A 15,895-nucleotide genomic window follows, 5' to 3' on the forward strand; every position below is an offset into this window, starting at 1 on the left:
CACGGTTTCCGTCGTCACTGCGCCTTGCCACTCACGGAATCGGTGTGCGATAACGGTAAGGACCGCGATGACGACTCCGTTAGGGCTGACCATGGCCAAGCCGACCGACCACCTCTGGATGCACTTCACCCGGATGTCCAGCTTCCGCGACGGCCAGGTGCCCACCATCGTGCGCGGCGAGGGCTCGTACGTCTGGGACGACAAGGGCCGCCGCTACCTCGACGGCATCGCCGGCCTGTTCACCGTCAACGCCGGTCACGGGCGCACCGAGCTGGCCGAGGCCGCCGCGAAGCAGGCCGCGGAGCTGGCCTACTTCCCGCTCTGGGGCGTCGCCCACCCGACCGCGATCGAGCTGTCCGAGCGGATCGCCGGGCTCACCCCCGGCGACCTCAACCGGGTGTTCTTCACCACCGGCGGCTCCGAGGCGGTGGAGACCGCGTGGAAACTGGCCCGGGCGTACTTCCGGAAGACCGGCAAGCCGGGCAAGCACAAGGTGATCAGCCGCTACCTGTCGTACCACGGCACCACGATGGGCGCGCTCTCCATCACCGGCCTGCCCGCGATCAAGGCCGACTTCGAGCCGCTGGTCACCGGCGGCGTCAAGACGGCGAACACGAACATCTACCGCGCGCCGGTGCACGGCGACGACCCGGTCGCGTTCGGCGAGTGGGCCGCGGACGAGATCGCGCGCGCGATCGAGCGCGAGGGCGCGGACACGGTCGCCGCGGTCTTCCTGGAACCGGTGCAGAACGCGGGCGGCTGCTTCCCGCCGCCACCCGGCTACTTCCAGCGGGTCCGCGAGATCTGCGACCGGTACGACGTGCTGCTCGTCTCCGACGAGGTGATCTGCGCGTGGGGCCGGCTCGGCGACTGGTTCGGCGCGCTGCGCTACGGCTACCAGCCGGACATCATCACCACCGCGAAGGCGCTGACCTCGGGTTACTCGCCGCTCGGCGCGACCGTCGCGAGCGACCGGCTGATCGAGCCGTTCCTGCGCGACGGGGTCGCGTTCCTGCACGGCATCACGTTCGGCGGGCACCCGGTCTCGTCCGCGGTCGCGCTCGCCAACATCGACCTGATGGCCCGCGAGGACCTGAACGGGCACGTCCGGGCGAACGAGGCGGCGTTCCGCTCGACGCTGGAGAAGCTGCACGACCTGCCGATCGTCGGCGACGTGCGCGGTGACGGGTACTTCTACGGGATCGAGCTGGTCAAGGACAAGACCACCCGGGAGACGTTCGACGACGCGGAGTCGGAGCGGCTGCTGCGCGGCTTCCTGTCCGACGCGCTGTTCGAGGCCGGGCTCTACTGCCGCGCCGACGACCGCGGCGACCCGGTCGTCCAGCTCGCGCCGCCGCTGACCGCGGGCCAGGCCGAGTTCGACGAGATGGAGCGCATCCTGCGCGCGGTGCTCACCGAGGCGTACGGCCGGATCTGATGGACTATCGCGGCGTCTCGTTCTGGATGTCCGGTGTGGACGACGACCTGACGCCGCGACCGTCGCTGCCCGGCGACCGGGACGCCGACGTCGTGGTCGCCGGTGCCGGCTACACCGGTCTCTGGACCGCCTACTACCTGGCCAGGGCGGACCCGTCGCTGCGGATCGCGGTGCTGGAGAAGGAGATCGCCGGGTACGGCGCGTCCGGCCGCAACGGCGGCTGGTGCTCCGCGCTCTTCCCCACCTCGGACGCCTCGATCGCACGCCGGCACGGCCGGGACGCCGCGGTCGCGATGCGGCAGGCGCTGAACGACACGGTCGACGAGGTCGGCCGGGTGGCCGCGGCCGAGGGCATCGACTGCCACTGGGCCAAGGGCGGCAGCCTCACGCTCGCCCGCTCCCCGGCGCAGCTGGCCCGCGCCCGCGCCGAGGTCGCCGAGGCGGCCGGGCTCGGTGCCGACCTCTCGCTGCTGAGCGCGGCGGAGGCGTCCGCCCGGTGCGCCGCGTCCGGCGTGCTCGGCGGCGTCTGGACCCCGCACTGCGCGACCGTCCACCCGGCCCGGCTGGTCCGCGGGCTGGCGCGCGCGGTCGAGCGGCTCGGCGTGACGATCTACGAGCGCACGCCGGTGACCGCGCTGACGCCCGGCCGCGCCGGCCCACGCCGCGACGACGGCCGTCCCGGCGGAGGGCGCCGCGGCGTCGCCGTGACCCCGTTCGGCCGGGTGCGCGCGGACGTGGTGGTCCGGGCGACCGAGGGCTACACCGCCACGCTGCCCGGCGGGCGGCGTGCGCTGGCACCGCTCTACTCGCTGATGATCGCCACCGAGCCGCTGCCCGCGTCGTTCTGGGAGCGGACCGGGCTGGCCGCGCGCGAGACGATCAGCGACTACCGGCACCTGATCGTCTACGGCCAGCGCACCGCGGACGGCCGGCTGGCGTTCGGCGGGCGCGGCGCGCCGTACCACTTCGGCTCGGCGGTCCGGCCCGAGTTCGACCGCGATCCGCGCGTCTTCGCGTCGCTCGCGGCCACGCTCCGCGACCTCTTCCCCGCGCTGCCGGACGACGTAGACATCACGCACACCTGGGGCGGCCCGCTCGGCGTCGCCCGCGACTGGCACGCCTCGGTCGGTCTCGCGCACGGCTTCGCCTGGGCCGGTGGTTACGTCGGCGACGGCGTCGGCACCAGCAACCTGGCCGGCCGCACCCTCGCCGACCTGATCACGGGCGAGTCCACCGCGCTGACCCGGCTGCCCTGGGTCGGTCACCGCTCGCCGCGCTGGGAGCCGGAGCCGCTCCGCTGGCTCGGCGTCAACGCCGGCCTGACCGTCATGGGCACCGCCGACGCCGCCGAGTCCCGCTCCGGCCGCCCCTCGCGCCGCGCCGCGCTCTTCGACCGCCTCCTCGGCGGCTGAGTTCCTCGACCACCGAAGCGCCCCGCAACGGAATGGGCCCCGGATCGCGGTGCGATCCGGGGCCCGTCACGGGTGATGCGTCAGGAGAGCGGCGCGCCGCCCGGCTGAAGCACGCCGTTCACCGTGAGGGTGTACGGCGCGTACTGCTGGATCTGCTCGGTGGGCTCGTCGTAGGCGACGACCGCGACCACCTTCGGGAAGGCGGCGAGCAGCAGGGTGGAGAGCTGGCCGAGCTTCAGCGAGTTCTTCCCGTCGTACTCGAACTGCCAGGAGACGCCGAGCTTCTCGTCGATGCCGATCAGCTTGACGTTCCAGTTGTCGACCGGGGTCGGGGAGACCTCGGACGGCGAGTCGAACGGGTCGAGGCTGGAGCCGTCGCTGACCGGCGTGCCGCCGACCGCGATGTCGTCGACGAGCAGACCGCCCTCGTTGACGCCGCCGTCGGAGACGTACCGGATGCTGATCAGCACCGACTGGCCGGCGTAGGCCGACAGGTCGTAGCTGTGCGGCTCGAAGCCGTCGGTGGTGCCGTTCAGGCCGGGGCCGAGCGGGGCGTCGACGGTCCGGTCACCCGGGATGATCGTGTACGTCTTGCCGCCGTCCGTCGACACGGAGACGTACCCGTAGTCGTAGTCGGCCTCGGCGCCGTACTTCGCGAGGAAGGTCAGCGTCGGGGACGCGGCCGGAACCGTCGACTCGAACACGGCGGACGCGTCGGTGTTGTTCTCGTTGCCGGAGAACAGCACCGGGTTGCCCGGGCGGTCCGGGTCGTCGTTCACGATCGTCCACTGCAGCGGCTGGGTGGGCAGCGTCGCCGCGCCGGTGAACTGCACCGAGCGGAGATCCTTGCCCTTCAGCGCCCGGCCGTTGCGGTCCTGCAGCAGCACGTAGTCGGCACCGTTGGGTGCGGCGCCGGGCGTCGCGTTCGCGGTCGGGTTGGCCAGGTTGACCGTGGAGGTCAGGCTGGCGCTGGTGACCCGGCTCTTCGGGACGCCGAGCGAGACACCCCACCGGCCGCCGACGATCTTGTCCAGCAGCACCATCGACTGGTAGTCGTGGATCAGCTGGTAGATGTCCTTGACGCCCTCCTTCTTCGCCAGCGCGGCCACGCTGGCCAGGCCCTGCAGGTCCGCGTCCCGGTGCAGCGCGGTCAGGAAGTCCGGACCGTACCGGTCGTGCAGGAACTGCATGAACTCGTACGCGTTGCCGTAGTCGGCGAGCACCGCGGCCGGGTTCGGGCTCTCGCCCCAGAGGGTGAGCGAGTTCTCCGGACCGCCGCAGTCACGCGGGTTGGTGTTGAAGTCGGTTTGCACCGGGCCGAAGCCCTGGAAGCAGACCAGGTGACCGTCCTGACCGGACTCGTACACGGTCGCAGCCGTGTTCGAGTAGCCCACCAGGAACTGCGCGTAGTCGGACAGGCCCTCGTTAACCCAGGTCGACTCGTCCGGGTCCACGTAGGACAGCAGCAGGTGCTGCCACTCGTGGGCGAACGTGCCCTCGTAGGCGCGCGGCCGGGCCGGGCGGCTGGTGCAGACGTCGTCGGTCGGCTCGTTCGGCGGGTTCGCACCGGTGCGGTGCGCCCAGTCGAACGCGTCGATGGTCTGGACGTTGCGGTCGGTGTAGTTGTTGATCGCCGTGGAGAAGAAGCCGGCAATGTACGTGCTGGCGGCCGGGAAGTCGTAGAAGTTGTCGTCCCGGACGTTGTCCACCAGCGTGACGGTCTTGTCGCCGTCGCCGGTGAAGTCGCGGCCGGGCAGCGTCGCGTTCGTCCCGTCGCGGTCCGGCGGCGTGCTGAACGCCGCCGTCTCCTTCGGGTAGATGTTCGTGTCGAACTCGGTCACCAGCGCGTTGACCTGCTCGTCCGTCACCACGGTCGCGCCGGTCGGGTTACGGCAGTCGCCCTCGGGGAAGGCGGTGTCGTTGGCGACCCAGACCTCGATCTTCTCGCCCACGCCGCGAAGCGTGTAGTCCTTGAAGTAGTACTGACCCGCGGCGTCGTCCAGTGCCAGCCACTGGCGAACCGTGCCGACCGGCGGCGTGGCCGCCGCGGTGGTGACCGGTGCGCTCCGCCGGGCCTGCGTCGAGACGGCGTCGTCGAGCTTGTAGGTCTTGACTCTGTCCTGGTCCAGCACCCGCATGTCACTGGCGTAGGGCTCGATCGTCCCGCCGGGCTCGGCCGCCGCAGGTTGCGCCGGAACCATTGCCACGAGCGGGATGGCCACGATCGCGGCCGCCGCTCCCCGGACCACATGGCTGCGTGCCATGAAACTCCCTTCGGAGGGGTTCTCGTCCGCCCGGCAGACCATCCACATCGATCTGAGCTTGGCAAATGCATCGATCGCCGGGCCGGACGTGACGTTACGCCGAAGGCGGGTCGCGGGCCGCTCCCCGAAAGGCTGCAAGGGAAATCCCGGCTAACACCATGCGAACGAAACCCCAAAAAGGGCATACGACCCCGGGAGTACGTGGTAGAGCGCGCGGAATTGCCGGAAAGAACCGGTCAGGCCGGCGGGATGACGCGCAGGTGCCCGCGACGCCCGGTCTGCGGGCCGGGCTGCCCCGGTGCGGGCTTCTGCTCGTAATCCTCCGGGCGCGGCTGCACCGGCCGGGCCGCCTCGCGCACCGCCTCGGCCAGCGCGACCAGATCGTCCGTGGTGGGCGGCGGCGGCGTGAACTCGCCCTCGTGCCGGACCAGCTCCCAGCCGCGCGGCGCGGTCAGGCTGCGGGCATGCGGCTCGCACAGGTCGTAGGTGTGCGGCTCGGCGAATGCGGAGAGCGGGCCGACCACGGCCGTGGATTCCGTGTAGACATAGGTCAACGTCGCTACGGCCTGCCGGGGGCAGCCGTTTCGGGAGCAACGCCGTGGTGACCTCACGGCAGAACGTTATCTCCCTTACCCGCTCCGCGCCCACGCGCGCGACTGCGACACGCCGACCACGCGATGATCACGATTCGGCGACACGCGGGAACGCGCGGTACCGGGCCGCGCCACGGGCCGCTCCGGCCGGACTACCCTGGGAACCGTGACCGAGCGGACCAGCCCAGCCTCCGCGGGCCCGACCAGCGCAGGGGGCCCGACCAGCGCGGGGGGCTCGACCAGCGCGGGCGGCCCGACCAGCGCCGCGGGTCCGACCAGCGCCGGGCCGGGCCGCCGTCCCCGGCGCGACCGCCACGGGCGCGGGCTGCGCGGGCGACTGGTGCCCGCCACCGTGCCGCTGGCCCGCACCAAGGCGGAGATCTTCGACGACCTGGTGCTGGACACGGTCGAGAGCCTGGAGCGGCGGTACGCGAAGGAGCTGGCCGGCGTCGAGTTCGCGGTCGAGGACGTGCCGCCGGATCTGAACGTCTACGACAGCGACGTGCTGGAGGACGGCGAGGTGCCGCTGGCCCGGCTGCTGCCCGGCCGACCCGGCCGGCAGGAGGTGCCGCCGCGGATCGTGCTCTACCGCCGGCCGCTGGAGTTCCGCGCGATGGACCGCGAGGACCTGGCCGACCTGGTGCACGACGTGATCATCGAGCAGGTGGCGAACCTGCTCGGTGTCGACCCGGACGAGCTCTCCTCGTAAGAGCGCCCCCCGGCGGCCCGTCGGGCCGACACACCCGCGCGTCAGGCCGCGCGGCGCTTGAGCTTGCGACGCTCCCGCTCGGAGAGCCCGCCCCAGATGCCGAACCGCTCGTCGTGGCCGAGCGCGTACTCCAGGCACTCGCCCTTGACCTCGCAGCGGCCACAGATCCGCTTCGCCTCCCGCGTCGATCCCCCCTTCTCGGGGAAGAACGCCTCCGGGTCGGTCTGCGAGCACAGTGCCCGCTCCTGCCACTCCGGCGCGTCCCCGAGCAGGTCGGCCACTTCCACTTGGCCGTCCATCAACGTGCCCCCTTCGCCGCCGGTGAACCACCGGCTGATCCCCCACGCGGAAGCGTGTCCAGCTACGTACGTACCACATGCCTTTCCGCCATCTGACAACTACTGTCCGATTAGCGGCAAGTGTGGCCTTCCGTTCGCACAACCCCATCGAAATTACACGCGTGTTATGCGTGCGTCGTCAAGCCGAACCTGATAAATAGGGTCACTTTCCCGGAGCGCCACCGTGAGTGGTCTCGTAACCTGCCCTATCGATTCAGACCCGGCCGGGGTAACGCCCGATCGGCGTGGCGCGCTGGAAAAAGATCAGACGCGACCGTACGCAGTGGTCCGTTGACGCGCCGGACGCCCGGCCCTCGCCGCGATGTCGTGCAGCTGGGCGACGGTCCGGGCGGAGCCGTGGTCCGAGCCGGCCATCCGGGAGATGGTCTCCTCCATCAGGGTGCCGCCGAGGTCGTTGCAGCCGCCGTTGAGCATCGCGACCGTACCCTCGTCGCCGAGCTTCACCCAGGAGCACTGGATGTTGGCGATCCGCCCGTGCAGCAGGACGCGGGCCATCGCGTGCACCGCCCGGTTCTCCCGCCACGTCGGTCCGGCCTTCGCGATGCCGGCCAGGTAGATCGGCGCGTTCGTGTGCACGAACGGCAGCGCGACGAACTCGGTGAACCCGCCGGTGCGGTCCTGGATGCCGGCCAGCACCCGGAAGTGCTGCAGCCACTGTCGCGGGTGGTCCACGTGTCCGTACATCATGGTGCTGCTGGACCGGATGCCCACCTCGTGCGCGGTGGTGACCACGTCGACCCAGGCGGACGCGGGCAGCTTGCCCTTGGTCAGCACCCAGCGCACGTCGTCGTCGAGGATCTCCGCGGCCGTGCCCGGGATGGTGTCCAGGCCGGCCTCTTTCAGCTCGGTCAGCCACTCGCGCACGGAGACGCCGGCCTTCGCGGCCGCGGTCACGATCTCCATCGGCGAGTACGCGTGCACGTGCATGCCCGGCACCCGGCGCTTCACCGCGCGCACGATGTCCGCGTACGCGCTGACCGGCATCTTCGGGTCGATGCCGCCCTGCATGCAGACCTCGACCGCGCCGAGCTTCCACGCCTCCTCGGCTCGGTCCGCCACCTGCTCGATGGACAGCCGGAACGCGTCCGCGTCCCGCTCGCGCTGGGCGAACGCGCAGAACCGGCAGCCCACGTAGCAGACGTTGGTGAAGTTGATGTTCCGGTTCACGATGTACGTGATGTCGTCGCCGACCGCGTCCCGGCGCAGGTCGTCCGCGATCCGGGCCAGCTCGTCCAGCGCGCTGCCGTCCGCGTTGAACAGCGCCATCGCCGCGTCCGTGTGCTCCTCGCGCAGCAGCGCGCCCGGGTCCTCGGCGGCCAGTTTGAGCCCGGCGAGCACGTCGGTCGGCAGCTTCTCCCGCGCCCCGGCGGAGGTGCGCGCGGCGTGCGCGGCCACGTCGTCCCAGTCGCCGTACACCGAGTCGAAGTCGCCGCGCCGGTCCTCGGTACGCCCCTCGGAGTCGATGGACGTGTGCAGGTCGGTGCGGCCGCCGGGGACGAACGCGTCCTCCGGCTCCTGCCACGGCCGGCCGGCCGGGATCGCGTCCTCGACCGCGAGGCCGGTCGCCGGGTCGGACAGCGCGGCCACGTGCCCGGCCACCCGCGGGTCCGTCCACTGCTCGCCGCGCAGCACGTACTCCGGGTAGATGGTCAGCCGTTCGCGCAGCGTGAAACCGGCCTCGGCGCTGCGCCGGGCCAGCTCGTCGATCTGCGGCCAGGGACGCTCCGGGTTCACGTGGTCCGGCGTCACCGGGGACACGCCGCCCCAGTCGTCGATGCCGGCCCGCAGCAGCAACGCGAACTCGTCGTCGATCAGGTTCGGCGGGGCCTGGATGCGCATCGCCGGGCCGAACAGGATGCGGCCGACCGCGATCGTGGCGGCCAGCTCGTGCAGCTCCGCGTCCGGCATCCCGCGCATCGCGGTGTCCGGCTTCGCGCGGAAATTCTGGATGATGACTTCCTGCACGTGGTGGTACTCACGCTGGGTGCGGCGGATCGCGAACAGCGAGTCGACCCGCTCCGCGCGCGTCTCACCGATGCCGATCAGGATGCCGGTGGTGAACGGCACGCCGACCCGGCCCGCGTCGTCCAGCACGCGCAGCCGGACCGCCGGCTCCTTGTCCGGCGATCCGTAGTGCGGGCCGCCCTTCTCCGACCACAGCCGGGTGGCCGTGGTCTCCAGCATCATGCCCATGCTCGGCGCGACCGGCTTCAGCCTGGTCAGGTCGGCCCAGGACATCACGCCCGGGTTCAGGTGCGGCAGCAGGCCGGTCTCCTCCAGCACCGCGATCGCGCAGGCCCGCACGTAGTCGAGCGTGGAGTCGTAGCCGCGCTCGTCCAGCCACTGCCGGGCCGCGTCCCACCGGTCCTCGGGCGCGTCGCCGAGCGTGAACAGCGCCTCCTTGCAGCCCTGCGCCGCGCCCTCGCGGGCGATCGCCAGCACCTCGTCGCGGTCCAGGAACGGCGCGGGCAGCCGGTGCGGCACGGTGGCGAACGTGCAGTAGTGGCAGCGGTCCCGGCAGAGCCGGGTCAGCGGGATGAAGACCTTCTTCGAGAACGTCACCACGCCCGGGCGGCCGGCCTCGCGCAGGCCCGCGTCCCGGATGCCGCCGGCGATCGCCAGCAGCTCGTCGAGTTGCTCACCACGCGCGGCGAGCAGCGTGGTCGCCTCGTCCGCGTCGAGGGACTTGCCGTCGGCGGCGCGGCGCAGCGCACGCCGGATGCTCGCCTCGGTCGGCTGCTCTTCCCCGAATGCTGTCTCGGCCATTCGATGAGCCTAGGCCGTGGATCACCCCTTACCGGGAGTCCGCCCCCCGGTAATTGTGATCACACGGCCCGTGTTCGGCTCGGCGGAATAAACGGGTCAGCGACCGTCCGCGTCCCGCGGCGGCTGCTCGGCCGAGGCCGGCGGGTAACCCGCGCCCTGCGGCTGACCCGTACCGGGCTGTCCCGGCGCCGGCTGCCCGTAGGACTGCTGCGCCTGCGCGGGCTGCCCGTGGGCGGGCTGGTCGTGCTGGACCGGCGGCGCGGACTGCGGTGCGGGCGGGCCGGACTGCGGTGCCGCCGGGTAGTGCGGCTGCTGCGGCGCGGGCGGTGCCGACTGCGGGTCCGGGTACTGCGGGGCGGCCGGCGAACCGGTGGGCGCCGGCTGCATCGGGTACGCCGCGGTCTGGTCCGCACCGAAGTTCTGCGGTTCACCGTACGGCGCGCCGTACTGCTGCGGCGGCGGGAACCCGTACTGCACGGCCGGGCCGGGCTGACCGGGCTGACCCGGGTGCTGCGGCTGACCCGGATACTGCGGCTGGCCCGGGTAGGGCTGGCCGGGATACTGCTGGCCCGGGTACGGCTGACCCGGGTACTGCCCCGGCTGGCCCGGGTGCCCGTACATGCCCGGGACCGGCGGCGCCGGCTTCGGCCGCGGCGTGTAGTAGTGCGCCTGGAAGATCGTCCACACGCCGTACGCCACCAGGCCGAGGACCGCGGTCCAGGCCAGTCGCACCAGCAGCGCGGTGAAGCCGTTCAGCACCGAGCCGGCCGCCAGGCTGACCACGCCGACCAGCAGGCCGAAGAGCAGCCCGAAGAACGCGGACACGGCGAACTCGGCCAGCGCGACCGTGACGATCAGCTTCGCCCGCGGCAGCACCGGTGTGACGAACACCGCCAGCAGCACCGCGATCAGCGGGAAGCCGATCGTGACGAGGTTGATGAAGTCGCCGAACGTGGCGGCGGCGCGGTCGGTGAACCGGTCCGCGCCGAAGCCGAACGGCACCACCAGGTTGAGGAAGGCGACGAACAGGAAGACCGCGTTCACGCCGAGCAGGACGAGGGCCGCGATCTCACGCAGCGGCTCGACCAGCTCGCGGACCGGCTTCTTACCGGCCGGTGCCGGGTGCTGTCCGGCTGCTGCCGGGTCGGGTTGGGTGGTCACGGCTCCCCCTGGGAAGTCATGTGCGTCGTTGTGTTCGGCGCGGTTGTCCCGCGCAGCCTAGCGTCCGCCCCGGACCGCCGCGACCGGCCTCCGGTGCGATGAGTAAGGATTGGGGCATGCGGATTACGGTCTTGGCCGGCGGCATCGGCGGTGCCCGTTTCCTCCAGGGCGTGCGGGCGCACGCGCGCACCCAGCCGGACGGCGACGTCACCGCGGTGGTGAACGTCGCGGACGACACACGCATGCACGGCCTGCGGATCTCCCCGGACCTGGACAGCGTCATGTACACGCTGGGCGGCGCGCACGACGCCGAGCGCGGCTGGGGCCAGGCCGGCGAGACGTGGACGGTCAGCGGCGAGCTCAAGGCGTACGGCGCGGAACCGACCTGGTTCGGGCTCGGTGACAAGGACATCGCCACCCACCTGGTGCGCACCACCATGCTCGACGCCGGTTACCCGCTCTCCCAGGTCACCGAGGCGCTCTGCGCCCGGTGGAACCCCGGCGTCCGGCTGATCCCGGCCACCGACGACCGGCTGGAGACGCACGTCGTGGTGGACCTGCCCGGTGAGGGCCGGCGCGCGATCCACTTCCAGGAGTGGTGGGTCCGGTACCGCGGCAACGTGCCCACCAGCCGGTTCGTGTTCGTCGGCGCGGACACGGCGAAGCCCGCGCCCGGCGTGCTCGAGGCGATCGCGGCCGCGGACGTGATCCTGATCGCGCCGAGCAACCCCGTGGTGAGCATCGCGCCGATCCTGGCCGTGCCCGGGCTGCGCGACGCGCTGGTCGCCGCGTCCGCGCCGATCGTCGGCGTCTCCGGCATCATCGGCGGTTCCCCGGTCCGCGGCATGGCCGACAAGTGCCTGGCCACGATCGGCGTCGAGTGCACCGCGGCCGGCGTCGGCGGCCTCTACGGCGCACGGTCCGACGGCGGCCTGCTGGACGGCTGGCTGGTCGACACCACGGACGACGGACTCACCGTTCCCGGCGTCCGGGTGGCGTCCGCGCCGCTCTGGATGACCGACGAGGACGCGACCGCCGCGATCGTGGCCGCCGCGCTCGCGCTGGCCGGGTGAAACCCGCCACCACCGTTGATCGTTTCCACGGCGTAGGAACATCACGTCGTCGTCGCACGGTTCCGGCGGTTCGGCGCCGCCGGTCCGCCGGCGTTTTTCCTCGCGTCGCCCCGGCGGCGTGCGAGCAGACCACACGCGAACCGGCGCCGGGCCGCGACGCATCGGCACCGACGCGGTGAAGAGAAAGATCCCGGCATGAGCGGAGAGAGTCCCGTGACCGATCTGATGGTCCTGCCCGTCGCCGGCATCGGCGAGATCCGGCCCGGCGACGACCTCGCCGCCACCATCGCCGAGGCCGCGCCGTGGCTGCAGGACGGCGACGTCCTGGTGGTCACCTCCAAGATCGTCTCGAAGGCCGAGGGCCGCCTGGTCCCGGTCCCCGCGGCGGAGGGCCCGGAGCGGGACGCCGCCAAGGCCGAGGTGCTGCGCGGCGAGACCGCCCGGGTCGTCGCCACCCGCGGCCAGACCCGGATCGTGCAGACCCACCACGGCTTCGTCATGGCCAACGCCGGCATCGACGCCTCCAACGTCGAGCCCGACCGGCTGGTGCTGCTGCCCGCCGACCCGGACGCCTCGGCCCGCGCCCTCCGCGCCGCGCTGCACGCGCTCACGTCCCGTACCGTCGCCGTGATCGTCTCCGACACCATGGGCCGCCCCTGGCGCAACGGTCTCACCGACGTGGCGCTCGGCGTCGCCGGCCTCGACCCGATCGACGACCACCGCGGCCGCACCGACTCGTACGGCAACGAGCTGCACGTCACGCAGATCGCCGTCGCCGACGAACTGGCCGCCGCCGCCGACCTGGTCAAGGGCAAGGCCGACGGCGTACCCGTGGCCGTCGTCCGCGGCTACCGCTTCACCGCACCGCCCGGCGACGGCCCCGGCGCCCGCGTCATGGTCCGCGACGGCGCCACCGACATGTTCTCGCTCGGCACCACCGAGGCCCGCGCCGCCGGCCTCCGCGACGCCGCCGACCTGCCCCCCGCCCCGCTGTTCCACTCCCCCGCGCTACCCGACGCCGAGGACACCGCCGCCGTGGTCCGCGCCATCTCCCACGCGCTGCCCGCCGCCGCCCCCGGCACGCTCTTCACCCACGAGAAAAACCCCGCCACGGTACGCGAGACGCCCCCACCCGGCGTCGACATCCCGGCCGCCACCACCGACCTCATCATCTGCACCCCACCCGTCGACTCGGCCCCCGCCCTGATCCGCTTCGGCGCCGACATCCACCGCCTCCGCGCCTCCCTCGCCGCCGAGGGCCTCGCCTCCGCCACCCTCACCGACACCCCACCGATCCTCCTGGCCGTCGGCCCCGCCTGATCGTGCTGTCACAATCCCGCGCACCTCGGCTGCCAGCCGCCGGAACAGCCGTTTCTGCCGCGTCGGCGGCCGACCTGTCGACGACGGCGCGGGGCTGGTACTCCAGCAGGAGACCCGTTTATGACTCGGTGCGGGCCTGCCGGGGCGCTGCCCTCGTTCAGCGGGCGGGGTCGCGGCGGCCCGGTTCCTGCGCGCGCAGGAACCGCTGGTTGGACTCGATCAGTGCGTCCAGCACCGTGCGGGCGGTGGTCAGATCGTCGATGGACTCCGACAGTCGCTGTCGTTCGCGGTCCATGACCTCGGCTGCGCGCCGGGCCTCGCGCAGGCTCGGACTGTTCATGCAGGGCACCATCTCGGCGATCGTGCGGCTCGGCACCCCGGCGGTCAGGTACGCCTGAATGATGCGCACCCGATCGACATGGTCCTCCTCGTAGTGGCGCTGCCCGGTCGCGGAACGCGCGCTCACCAACAGACCCTGCTGCTCGTAGTAGCGCAGCGACCGGGTGCTGACACCGGTCCGGGCAGCCAGTTCACCGATGCGCATCGCAACCCCCGCTCCTCGTGTGCGCCGCGTCACGACGCCTTGCCTTTGACATCAATGTCAACTTCTACGGTATCTCCTGTCCGACATTCGATAGGAGACGGTAAATGATCAAGTTCGTGTACCTGGTCAAGCGTGCCGAACACCTGACGTTCGAGGAGTTCGTCACGTACCACCGCGAGCGCCACGCGCCGCTGTTCAAGTCCATCCCCGAGGCGGCGAAGTACGTCAGGCGCTACACCGTCTCGCACCCCGTCCCCGCCGAGCAGTACCCGGCGCCCGGCTGGGACGCCGTGGTGGAGATCTGTTTCGACTCCTGGGCCGACCACGACGCCTTCTTCACCTCGGAGAACTACCGCACGGTGGTCCAGCCCGACGAGTCGACCTTCTTCGTCCACGCCGACATCTCCGTCATGGTCACCGAGGAACGCGTCATCATCTGAGAGATCACGCCCGCGCCCCTTCCCGCACGGGGAGGGCGCGGGCCTTTCGCCCCCACGAAACCTGGTCGGCCGGGCCGGGGCAGGCGCTCTGGGCGCAGGCGGTGCGGGAGCCGTCGACCGCGTTCGACCCGCTGATGACGAGATCGGCGCCCCGCCCGGCGAACTCGCCTACCGAATCGTGGACTGAAGACCCGCAACGACGCGCCGGGGCGGAATGCCCGACAGCATCGGCTTCGCCACCGAACCGCAGCTGGATGCTGATCCGCCGCAACCGCAGCACCGGCGAGCCGGCGTTCCACCGCTGCTGGAACCCTGAACTCGCTGCCCTGCACCAACTCGTCGCCGTCGCCGGCCGGCGCTGGAGCATCGAGGAATCGTTTCATGCCACCAAAACCGGACTCGGTCTCGACCAGCACCGGCACCGCCGCTGGAAAGCCTGGCACCGCTGGACCACCCTGGTCATCGCCGCCCACGCCTTCCTCGCCGCAGCAACGGCAGTCAGCACAGCAAACCCGGACGGGCTGACCGCCATCACCGTCAACGAACTCCGCCGACTGTTCCACGCACTGATCCTCGAACCCGCAGCACGACGCGTCGCCGACGTCCGGGCATCCCGGCGGCTGGTGTGCCGCTGCAGTCCACCGCGTGTAACGGCAGCCTGGCGCAGAAGTTCACGTTCACCCCGGTCCCGGGTCAGTCGAATCCAAATCTGGGCACGCTGTCGATCTTCCAGGACTGGTGTGTCGTCCCGGCCGGTTCGGCTGCGGGTTCCGCGGTGCAGGTGCAGAGGTGCGACGGTACCGCCGTGCAGCAGGTGGCCCGGAATGCTTCGGGTCAGCTGATCCACCAGCCGTCCGGGTTGTGTATCGCGGTCCAGAACACGTCGGGTGCGAATGGCACTCCGGTCGTGCTGGCGACGTGTGGCACGGGTGGTGAGCAGAAGTGGGAGCCGCAGAACCAGACCCGTCACATCTACGGCCCCGGCGGCTCGCGCCTGATCACCGTTCAGGGCCGTCAGGCGACGCTGATGCTGGGCGAGACGACGCTGACGGTGCAGACCGGTGGTGTGCAGGTTTCCGTGCAGCGTAGCTATGCCGCCCCTGGTGGTGGGGTGATGCGCTACACCAACGCATCCGGTTCCGGCATGGTCGCCGTTGCCTCCGATCCGCAGGGCACGCCGTCTGCTGAGGTCGCGCTGGCGGACGGGATGGAGACCCGGATCCGTAAGCAGGACCCGTTCGGTAACCAGCGTGGCGTGGCGACGCTGGGTTCGAAGATGGAGACGAAGGCCGGCTACCTCGGCGCGACTCCGGATGACGCTTCGGGTTACGTGCCGCTGGGTGCGCGCCTGTATGACCCGGTGGCAGGCCGGTTCCTGTCCGCGGACCCGCTGCTGGACCTGGCCGACCCGGTCCAGAACAACGGCTACTCCTACGCCCACAACAACCCGATGACCCTGTCTGACCCGTCGGGCTTGTCGGTGGCGCTGTCGGCGTCGGAGATGGACGCCGCGTACAAGGGTGCGGGTCTGTCGACGGCGCAGGCGCAGGCGCAGGCGGCGATGAACTCGTCGCTGGTGTCGGTGATCCTGGGCGCGGCGTGGAACATCCTGGCCGAGTTCCTGGGCATCAACGATGCGATCAACTGCTTCGGCGGCGACATGTGGGCGTGCGGCAGCCTGATCATCGGTGCCGTGCCCTGGGGCAAGATCGCCAAGATCCCGAAGATCGCCAAGGCCATCGACCTGACGATCTCCGCCGTCCGCGCGTGGCAGACCGCCCGCAAGATCGCCGAACGCGTCATGTCAGTGCGTGTT

General features: G+C 71.6%; 12 protein-coding genes and 2 pseudogenes. 8 read left to right on the plus strand and 6 right to left on the minus strand.

Features of this window, described 5'->3' with window-relative positions; all coding sequences use genetic code 11:
* The first annotated feature begins 91 nt into the window (after positions 1 to 91).
* Both J2S44_RS13805 and J2S44_RS13810 read left to right on the plus strand, forming a co-directional pair.
* Positions 92 to 1,438, plus strand: a complete 1,347-nt coding sequence (locus J2S44_RS13805) for an aspartate aminotransferase family protein (protein ID WP_310429646.1) — start codon at positions 92 to 94, stop codon at positions 1,436 to 1,438.
* Positions 1,438 to 2,850 (plus strand): NAD(P)/FAD-dependent oxidoreductase, encoded by a 1,413-nt coding sequence (locus J2S44_RS13810; protein WP_310413050.1) that lies wholly within the window; start codon positions 1,438 to 1,440, stop codon positions 2,848 to 2,850. Before J2S44_RS13805 ends, J2S44_RS13810 begins: the two co-directional genes overlap by 1 nt.
* Before the next feature lie 80 nt (positions 2,851 to 2,930).
* Here the strand turns inward: J2S44_RS13810 and J2S44_RS13815 are convergent, their stop codons facing one another.
* Together J2S44_RS13815 and J2S44_RS13820 are read right to left on the minus strand one after the other, a co-directional pair.
* Positions 2,931 to 5,114, minus strand: a complete 2,184-nt coding sequence (locus J2S44_RS13815) for an immune inhibitor A domain-containing protein (protein ID WP_310413053.1) — start codon at positions 5,112 to 5,114, stop codon at positions 2,931 to 2,933.
* A 236-nt stretch (positions 5,115 to 5,350) separates the two neighbouring features.
* The gene (locus tag J2S44_RS13820; protein WP_306838402.1) at positions 5,351 to 5,725 is read right to left on the minus strand and encodes a DUF3499 domain-containing protein; all 375 of its coding nucleotides are present in this window, start codon (positions 5,723 to 5,725) and stop codon (positions 5,351 to 5,353) included.
* Positions 5,726 to 6,047: 322 nt separating this feature from the next.
* Here J2S44_RS13820 and J2S44_RS13825 point away from each other — a divergent pair, with 322 nt between their 5' ends.
* A complete protein-coding gene (locus J2S44_RS13825) occupies positions 6,048 to 6,416 on the plus strand; it encodes a metallopeptidase family protein (protein ID WP_306839767.1) in 369 nt (122 codons plus the stop codon).
* Between the two features lie 41 nt (positions 6,417 to 6,457).
* Here J2S44_RS13825 and J2S44_RS13830 read toward each other — a convergent pair whose 3' ends face one another.
* The 3 genes from J2S44_RS13830 to J2S44_RS13840 form a co-directional block, all read right to left on the minus strand.
* On the minus strand, positions 6,458 to 6,715 hold the full coding sequence (locus J2S44_RS13830; protein ID WP_033339648.1) for a WhiB family transcriptional regulator: 258 nt from the start codon (positions 6,713 to 6,715) through the stop codon (positions 6,458 to 6,460).
* A 303-nt stretch (positions 6,716 to 7,018) separates the two neighbouring features.
* Entirely contained in the window at positions 7,019 to 9,541 is a 2,523-nt protein-coding gene (locus tag J2S44_RS13835; RefSeq protein WP_310413056.1) for a bifunctional FO biosynthesis protein CofGH, read from the minus strand.
* A gap of 96 nt (positions 9,542 to 9,637) precedes the next feature.
* A complete protein-coding gene (locus J2S44_RS13840; RefSeq protein ID WP_310413059.1) occupies positions 9,638 to 10,702 on the minus strand; it encodes an ABC transporter permease in 1,065 nt (354 codons plus the stop codon).
* A 116-nt stretch (positions 10,703 to 10,818) separates the two neighbouring features.
* Between J2S44_RS13840 and cofD the strand changes: the two genes are divergently transcribed.
* A complete protein-coding gene (cofD, locus tag J2S44_RS13845; protein WP_310413062.1) occupies positions 10,819 to 11,775 on the plus strand; it encodes a 2-phospho-L-lactate transferase in 957 nt (318 codons plus the stop codon).
* Between the two features lie 195 nt (positions 11,776 to 11,970).
* The gene (locus J2S44_RS13850) at positions 11,971 to 13,095 is read left to right on the plus strand and encodes a coenzyme F420-0:L-glutamate ligase (protein ID WP_445343958.1); all 1,125 of its coding nucleotides are present in this window, start codon (positions 11,971 to 11,973) and stop codon (positions 13,093 to 13,095) included.
* A 157-nt stretch (positions 13,096 to 13,252) separates the two neighbouring features.
* Here J2S44_RS13850 and J2S44_RS13855 read toward each other — a convergent pair whose 3' ends face one another.
* On the minus strand, positions 13,253 to 13,639 hold the full coding sequence (locus J2S44_RS13855; RefSeq protein ID WP_310413064.1) for a MerR family transcriptional regulator: 387 nt from the start codon (positions 13,637 to 13,639) through the stop codon (positions 13,253 to 13,255).
* A gap of 104 nt (positions 13,640 to 13,743) precedes the next feature.
* On the opposite strand from J2S44_RS13855, the gene J2S44_RS13860 reads away from it, so the two are divergent.
* From J2S44_RS13860 to J2S44_RS13870, 3 genes and pseudogenes are all read left to right on the plus strand, one after another.
* Positions 13,744 to 14,079 carry an EthD domain-containing protein gene (locus J2S44_RS13860; RefSeq protein ID WP_310413067.1) on the plus strand — a complete coding sequence of 112 codons (336 nt, stop codon included), beginning with the start codon at positions 13,744 to 13,746 and terminating at the stop codon, positions 14,077 to 14,079.
* Between the two features lie 245 nt (positions 14,080 to 14,324).
* Positions 14,325 to 14,672: pseudogene (locus J2S44_RS13865) on the plus strand (transposase); the annotation flags it as partial.
* 29 nt (positions 14,673 to 14,701) lie between these two features.
* Positions 14,702 to 15,883: pseudogene (locus J2S44_RS13870) on the plus strand (RHS repeat-associated core domain-containing protein); the annotation flags it as partial.
* Positions 15,884 to 15,895: the final 12 nt, after the last annotated feature.

It is taken from the genome of Catenuloplanes niger, assembly GCF_031458255.1.
Lineage (GTDB): Bacteria > Actinomycetota > Actinomycetes > Mycobacteriales > Micromonosporaceae > Catenuloplanes > Catenuloplanes niger.